The organism is Vulcaniibacterium gelatinicum, from assembly GCF_008033445.1.
GTDB classification, from domain to species: Bacteria; Pseudomonadota; Gammaproteobacteria; order Xanthomonadales; family Xanthomonadaceae; genus Vulcaniibacterium_B; species Vulcaniibacterium_B gelatinicum.
Genome location: NZ_VNKO01000017.1, coordinates 61505 through 68109 on the forward strand (window position 1 = coordinate 61505; position 6605 = coordinate 68109).

The following is a 6605-nucleotide window of genomic DNA, read 5'->3' on the forward strand; positions in this document are numbered from 1 at the left end:
GGTTGAGGGAGGCCGCGGGGCGCGTGCTACCCTCCCGGCCGATGACCACACGCCGACTGTCCCTTTGCGTGCTGGCGTGCGCCGTCGCGACCCTGCTCGCGGCCTGCGCGACGCAGTCCCCGCCTCCTGGTCCCACGCCCGCCGCCGTCCCGTCGCCGGCGGCGCCGGTCGCAGCCGCACCGCCCCCGCCTGCCGCCGCGCCCGTGGCGCCGGCGCCCGCGCCCCCCACCGCGCCGGCCCCCGCGTTGCCGGGCGAGGCCGAACTCGCGCCCGCCCGCGCCGCCTTCGTGGCCGAGACCGCGGCCCGCTTCGGGCTCGACCCGCAGTGGATCGCCGCCGGACTGGCGAACGCGCGCCTGCGCGAGAGCGTGGTCAATGCGATGGCGCGTCCGGCCGAGGCCAAGCCCTGGCACCAGTACCGGCCGATCTTCCTCACCGAGGCGCGGATCCGCGCCGGCCGCGCCTTCCTCGCCACGCACCGCGAGACGCTGGCGCGGGTCGAGGCGCAGTACGGCGTGCCGGCCGAGGTGATCGTCGCGATCCTCGGCGTGGAAACCAACTACGGCGCCAACAAGGGCAGCTACCCGGTGCTGGATGCGCTGTACACGCTGGCCTTCGCCTATCCGCGCAGCGGCGACTCGGCGCGGATCGAGTACGAACAGCGCCGGCAGGCCTTCTTCCGCGACGAGCTGGCGCAGCTGTTCGCGCTCGCGCGCGAGGCCGGCCTGGATCCGGCCGCGCTGCGCGGCAGCTATGCCGGGGCGATGGGCTGGGGCCAGTTCATGCCCTCGAGCTACCGCCAGTACGCGGTGGATGGCGACGGCGACGGTCGCCGCGACCTGTTCGACGACCTCGACGACGTGTTCGCCTCGGTCGCCAACTACTTCGTGCACAAGGGCGGCTGGCAGCGCGGCGGGCCGGTGATGCTGCGCGCGCAGCGCGCCCCCGCGGCGCCGGACTTCAACGCCGACTCGCTCGAACCCGTGCACACCGTGGCCGAACTCGCCGCGCGTGGCTACCGGGTGGACGCCGCGTTGCCGCCCGACACGCGCGCCACCGTGATCCGCCTGGACGGGGCCGACGGCCCGGAATACTGGATGGTGTTCGGCAACTTCCAGGCCATCACCCGCTACAACACCTCCCGCCTCTACGCCAGCGCGGTGTGGCAGCTCGCGCGCGAGATCGCGGATTCCCCGGCGGCGGAGGCCGTCGCGGCAGGGCAGGGCGGGGCATGAGGCGCGGCCTGGCGCTGGGCCTGTGCGCGCTGCTCGCCGCCTGCGCCGGCGCGCCGAAGAAGGCGCCGCCGCCCGCCGCGGCTACCGTGGTCGCCCCGCCCGCCGCGCCGCCCGCGCCCCCCGCTTCCCCGTATCCGCCGGCGCAGGAGGATCCGTCCAAGCGCGGCGACTACGTCGCCGGCGGCCTGTACGCCCCGCACGTCAAGGACAGCGCCCCCGACGAGCTGCCCGACGTGGACCGCATCCCCGAGCCCGAGGTGCGCGAGGAACCGCGCTCGCGCTACGGCAACCGCAGCTACAGCGTGCTCGGCAAGTGTTACGAGGTGCTGGAGCGCGCGGACGGTTACGTCGAACAGGGGCTGGCCTCGTACTACGGCAGGAAGTTCCATGGCCGCCGCACCTCCTCGCTCGAGGTGTACGACATGTACGCCTTCACCGCCGCGCACAAGACCCTGCCGCTGCCGAGCTACGTGCGCGTGACCAACCTCGACAACGGCAAATCGGTGGTGGTGCGGGTGAACGACCGCGGCCCGTTCCACCCGGACCGGATCATCGATCTGAGCTACGCCGCCGCGGTGAAGCTCGATCTGCACCACCGCGGCGTCGGCCGGGTCGAGGTGCGGGCGCTGACGCCGGGCGAACGCGCCGCGGACACGGCGGTCGCGGCGGCCGGGAACGCCTCGACGGCGGCGCCGGCGCATCCCGCGGCGACGTCGCCGGCGCCGCAAGCGCATGCCGCACCGGCGCCGGTTCCGGGCGCGAGCGCCGCCGCGCCGTCCACGGGCGCCGGCGTGATCCTGCAGCTGGCCAGCTTCACCGCCCGCGCCAATGCCGAGCGCGCGCTGGCGATGCTGCAGCTGGCCGGGATCGCCGATGCCCGCCTGCACGAAGCCCAGGCCGGCGGCCAGCCGGTCTGGCGCCTGCGCGTGGGGCCGGTGGATCCGGCCCTGATCGCGGAACTCAGCCGCAAGGTCGCTGGTCTGGGGCTCGGTCCGCCGAACCCCGTGCGCGACTAGAATCCTGTTCCTTGTCTTTTCTTTCTGGCCGGGCGCGTGTCCGGCCCCCGGAGCCGTTGCCCGATGTCCGTTTTTCGCTGCCCGTTCCGCCGCACGCGCGTCGTCCTGTCCGCCTTCGTCCTCCTGTGCACCGCCGCGGTCGGCCTGGCCGTCGCCCAGAGCCCCGCGCCCGCGCCGGGCCGGCCGGCCGCGCTCAGCGACAGCCTGCCGGTCCCGCCGCCGCCGCGGATCGCCGGCAAGGCCTGGCTGCTGATGGACTACGCCACCGGCCGCATCCTGGCCGGCGAGAACGTGGACATGCGGGTGGAGCCGGCGAGCATCACCAAGGTGATGACCAGCTACGTGGTCGCCGCCGAGATGCAGGCCGGCAAGATCAAGCCGACCGATCCGGTGCTGATGAGCGAGCACGCCTGGCGCACCGGCGGTGCCGGCACCGAGGGCAGCTACTCCGGCTTCGAGGTCAACAAGACCGCGCCGCTGGTGGAGATGGAGAAGGGCATGGTGGTGCAGTCCGGCAACGACGCCGCCATCGCGCTGGCCGAGCACATCGCCGGCAGCGAGGAGGCCTTCGCCGCGCTGATGAACGCCTATGCCAAGCGCATCGGCATGCGCAACTCGCACTTCGTCAATCCGCACGGCCTGCCGGCCGAGGACCACTACAGCACCGCGCGCGACCTGGCCCTGCTCGGGCGCGCCCTGATCCGCGATTTCCCCGAGGCCTACAGTTACAACAAGATCAAGGAATTCACCGTCGGCCCGATCACCCAGCGCAACCGCAACCTGCTGCTGTGGCGCGACCCCTCGGTGGACGGGATCAAGACCGGCCACACCGCCAGCGCCGGCTACTGCCTGATGGCCTCGGCCAGACGCGGCGACATGCGCCTGATCAGCGTGGTGATGGGCTCCACCAGCGAGAGCCAGCGCGCGGCCGACTCGCAGGCGCTGCTCAACTGGGGCTTCCGCTTCTTCGAGACCCACCGCCTGTACGCGGCCAACCAGCCGATCGCGCGGCAGAAGGTGTGGAAGGGCGCGGCCGACGAGGTCGAACTGGGCGTCGCCGAGCCGCTGCTCGTCACCATCCCGCGCGGCCAGTACCCGCGCCTGAAGCCGACCATGGACGTGCCCAAGGCCCTGGTCGCGCCGATCGCCAAGGGCCAGAAGATCGGCACGGTGAAGGTCAGTCTCGACGGCAAGGTGATCGCCGAGCGCCCGCTGGTCGCGGTGCGCGCGGTCGAGGAAGGCGGCTTCTTCAAGCGCCTGTGGGACGAGTTCTGGATGTGGTGGGAGGCGGACTGAGCCGCACCCTCACCGCGGCCGCACCAGGCGGTAGTCGCCAGGGCGCCCGCCATCGGACCTGCACGGGCACTGCGCCGGCGGCCCCACGTCCCGGTGTGTCGGGTGAGAACGATCGGCGTGATACGGGCGCTTGCGCATCGGTTCGCCGATCGGATCCTTGGACTGGCAGGGGGGGCGAGGCTTGCTAGAATCCCCCGCGCAAAGCGTTGGGGCGCCTGGATGATGCGCTTTGCCTTCGTTAGACAGCCAAGGATGTAATTCAAGGAGGATTCGGTGAGTGCAGCACACGGAGTAGCAGCAGGGGTTTGCGTGTTGTTGGCCTGCATGTGCCAAACCGCGCATGCCCAGGAGCGTGAACGCACGGATGACGGGCTCTTCGATGCCGGCCTGTCAACGCCGTTCATCTATGCCGATGGGGTCAACCGCTTCGGTGAAATTCAGGATCGTTTCGGGCATGCCTTCATCGACGCCGCGGCGAACCAGGTGTCGATCAGCACCCAGAGTGGTTCATTCGGCGTCAGCTTTGCCGAGATCGCCGAGTATGCGAGCCGCGGAGACCCGGTTCGGAAAGAGTGGATCAACTCCGAACTCGATTACGTGTTTCGCGAGGGCGGTGTGACGTTGGCGGACGGGGGCATGGGCTTGTCCAGTCCCAAGGACTCGCGGAGTCTGACGAACTATCGTGACTTCTGTGCCGCGCTTCAATGCGGTGACAGGATGTCGGGGTGGTTGGACGGCTGGCATTTCGAGCAGAAGCCGCCAAGCCGGCCCCCGAAGGAGAGGCCAAAGCCGCCGCCCGTGGACGAATGCGCGGAAGCGTTTGCCGAGGTGGTGGATGCGCGGCTCGCGCTCGATGCGGCGGAGAACACTTGCAAGCGTGCTACGACCAGAGGGGGACATCTGGCCTGTGCAACGATGACCGTGTACGCCGGTGTGCGCACCGCCCTGGCTTCACGGCGGGCTGCCGAGTGTGCGGTGCCGCCGCCTCCCGAATCCACGCCCCCCAAGGGGCCGGAGTACTGGGGCTGGAGTTTCTGACCTGACCCATGGAGCTGGTCCGCGCCACCCGCATCACCGATGCGGGTGGCGTTGGTTTCCTGCAGCGGAGACCTGAATCCGATGTCGGGCAGTGCAAGCACCTTGTTGCGCATCGCCGCAGGCGGTGCCGTGTATCTGGGTTGGTCGCTGCTGCCATTCCGTGGGTACGCGATCGCGGCCCAGGCATGGGATCTGTTCGCGGTGATCGGTGTGACCGCGGTCTTGGGCGCGGTCTACGTCTGCGCGGACTGGTTCGTGGTGCAGCGCAAGCGCGAGCCGCGTGCGGCCGTGGCCATGGTGCTGCGCACGGCCCTGGGGGCCGGAGTGCTCCTCGCCTGGGTGGGCCTGGTCTGCCAAGCGCTGTTCGTTCGCCTGGAGCTGCTGCCGATCGCGTTCTTCGATGAGCCCGGCCCGGACGAGAGCGGGTTCTGGTTCGCCCTGCTCGACAGGTTGGTCATGTCGCCCCTGGTCGAAGAAATCCTGTTCCGGGCGTGGCTGCTCGGCAGCGCCTGGCGGGCACGGTCGCTGTGGTTGCGCCTGGCCATCTCCTGCCTGGTGTTTCCGTTCGGGCATCTGTGGTTCGACCCTGCGCAGCCGCAGGAGCACGTGCTCCAGGTGTGGCGCATGCTGTTGCTCGTCATCAGCAGTGTGGGGTTCACCTGGGTCTGGTTCCGCACGCGCTCCCTGTTCGCGTGTTTCCTCACGCATGCGTTCCTGAACGCGGTGCCGACCCTGCCTTGGTGGCTTGACGGGTGACAGTGGATTGATTCGGATCGGCGGGCGCCGCCGGCGTCCGTCGTCGTGCGGGCTGTGAGTGGGACAGGAGACGAACCGTCATGATCGAAAACGGGGAAAACGCCGGAAAGTCGGGCATCGGGCGGCTGGGCTGGCTGCTGATCGCCCTCGCCGGGTTGCGCGCGCATGCCTACTTCCGCCATCAGCGGCTGGCCGACCTGCTGGCGGTCCTGGGCTTCGTGTTGCTGGCGTTCGCCATGTCCCGTGATGACGACACCGGTGGTGGCGGGCAAAAGGATCGGATCGGCCTTGTGGCCGCGGTGCTGGGCGCGGGGTCGCTGGCCGCGGCGGCGATCATGATGCTGGTGGCCAACCCGTAATCGTTGCGGACGGCGCCGGGCCTGTGCGCAGGGGTGGGAGGCGGACTGAGCCGCACCCTCACCGCGGCCGCACCGGCCGGTAGTCGCCATAGCGCACGCCATCCTCCACCCGGGCGCACAGCCGGCCGTCGCAGAGGGTGACGTCGGCCTGGTTGTAGGCGCGCAGCAGGTCGGCCTGGAGGCGCTGGCGGGCGAGTTCGTGGCGGTAGTGGTTCCCCAGCCACGCGCCGCCGGCGAGCAGCAGCGCCAGCGCGGCGATCACGGTGGCGGCGAACTTCCACAGCAGTTGCCGGTGCAGGGTTTCCATCCGCCGCAGCTGCATTGCCAGTGCGTGTGCGCCGGCCTGCAGTTGCGCGCCCGCATGTTGCAGGCGCTGCTCGTAGGCCGCCACCGGCGGCTCCAGGCCGGCCTGGAGCAGACCGGCCTCGAGCCGGCGCAGCACGGTGTCCGGCAGCGTGTGCAAGGTGGCGTCGGCCGATCGCCGGGCCTGTTCGGGCACCGCGGCGGTGGCCTGCTGCAGCTGCTCGGCCAGCGCGTGGCACTGCCGTTCGATCCGCTCGCAGCGGCGTTCGAACTGTTCCATCAGCGCCGCAGTACGCAGCGTGAGGGCGGTCATCGCCTCCTGCGACATGGCGGCCTCCCGACTCATGCCGGCACCGGGCCGCCACGGCGCAGCACCGGGGGCTGCTGTACCGGCGGGTGTGGCGTGGGCAGCGTCGCCTCCCGGGCCTCGCGTTCGTGCGCCTCGACCAGCGCGATCGCTTCGGCACGCAGGCTGCGGCCGATGTCCGAGTGTGCCGCGGCCTGGAGCGCGAGGCGGAACGTGCGTTCGTCGCCACCCTCGAGCGCGGCCAGCAGGCGGTCTGCCAATGCGCGCGGTTCCTGCACGCCGGCCTGGGGCACAT

General features: G+C 71.0%; 7 protein-coding genes and 1 pseudogene. 6 read left to right on the forward strand and 2 right to left on the reverse strand.

Going from position 1 to position 6605, the window contains the following annotated elements; genetic code table 11:
• Positions 1–41: 41 nt before the first annotated feature.
• The 6 genes from mltB to FPV26_RS10465 all read left to right on the forward strand — a co-directional run bounded on the left by mltB (position 42) and on the right by FPV26_RS10465 (position 5700).
• Positions 42–1235, forward strand: coding sequence for a lytic murein transglycosylase B (mltB, locus tag FPV26_RS10440; RefSeq protein ID WP_147653823.1), 1194 nt, complete (start codon positions 42–44; stop codon positions 1233–1235).
• Entirely contained in the window at positions 1232–2251 is a 1020-nt protein-coding gene (locus FPV26_RS10445; RefSeq protein ID WP_147653824.1) for a septal ring lytic transglycosylase RlpA family protein, read from the forward strand. Before mltB ends, FPV26_RS10445 begins: the two co-directional genes overlap by 4 nt.
• 63 nt (positions 2252–2314) lie before the next feature.
• Positions 2315–3547: a D-alanyl-D-alanine carboxypeptidase family protein gene (locus tag FPV26_RS10450; protein WP_147653825.1), complete on the forward strand. Its 1233-nt coding sequence runs from the start codon at positions 2315–2317 to the stop codon at positions 3545–3547.
• A gap of 309 nt (positions 3548–3856) precedes the next feature.
• Positions 3857–4585 (forward strand): hypothetical protein, encoded by a 729-nt coding sequence (locus tag FPV26_RS10455; protein ID WP_147653826.1) that lies wholly within the window; start codon positions 3857–3859, stop codon positions 4583–4585.
• A gap of 39 nt (positions 4586–4624) precedes the next feature.
• The gene (locus FPV26_RS10460; RefSeq protein ID WP_147653827.1) at positions 4625–5341 is read left to right on the forward strand and encodes a CPBP family intramembrane glutamic endopeptidase; all 717 of its coding nucleotides are present in this window, start codon (positions 4625–4627) and stop codon (positions 5339–5341) included.
• 80 nt (positions 5342–5421) lie between these two features.
• A complete protein-coding gene (locus FPV26_RS10465; RefSeq protein ID WP_147653828.1) occupies positions 5422–5700 on the forward strand; it encodes a hypothetical protein in 279 nt (92 codons plus the stop codon).
• 58 nt (positions 5701–5758) lie between these two features.
• On the opposite strand, the gene FPV26_RS10470 is transcribed toward FPV26_RS10465, so the two are convergent.
• Positions 5759–6331: a nucleotide exchange factor GrpE gene (locus FPV26_RS10470; protein ID WP_147653829.1), complete on the reverse strand. Its 573-nt coding sequence runs from the start codon at positions 6329–6331 to the stop codon at positions 5759–5761.
• A gap of 14 nt (positions 6332–6345) precedes the next feature.
• Positions 6346–6605 (reverse strand): annotated as a pseudogene (locus tag FPV26_RS12680) (hypothetical protein); the annotation flags it as partial.

What these genes read in the sequence shown, in the direction of transcription:
- FPV26_RS10460 (WP_147653827.1), top strand. Translation starts at nt 4,625, where the DNA reads ATGCGGGTGGCGTTGGTTTCCTGCAGCGGAGACCTGAATCCGATGTCG.
- FPV26_RS10450 (WP_147653825.1), top strand. Translation starts at nt 2,315, where the DNA reads ATGTCCGTTTTTCGCTGCCCGTTCCGCCGCACGCGCGTCGTCCTGTCC.
- FPV26_RS10445 (WP_147653824.1), top strand. Translation starts at nt 1,232, where the DNA reads ATGAGGCGCGGCCTGGCGCTGGGCCTGTGCGCGCTGCTCGCCGCCTGC.
- FPV26_RS10465 (WP_147653828.1), top strand. Translation starts at nt 5,422, where the DNA reads ATGATCGAAAACGGGGAAAACGCCGGAAAGTCGGGCATCGGGCGGCTG.
- FPV26_RS10470 (WP_147653829.1), bottom strand. Translation starts at nt 6,331, where the DNA reads ATGTCGCAGGAGGCGATGACCGCCCTCACGCTGCGTACTGCGGCGCTG.
- mltB (WP_147653823.1), top strand. Translation starts at nt 42, where the DNA reads ATGACCACACGCCGACTGTCCCTTTGCGTGCTGGCGTGCGCCGTCGCG.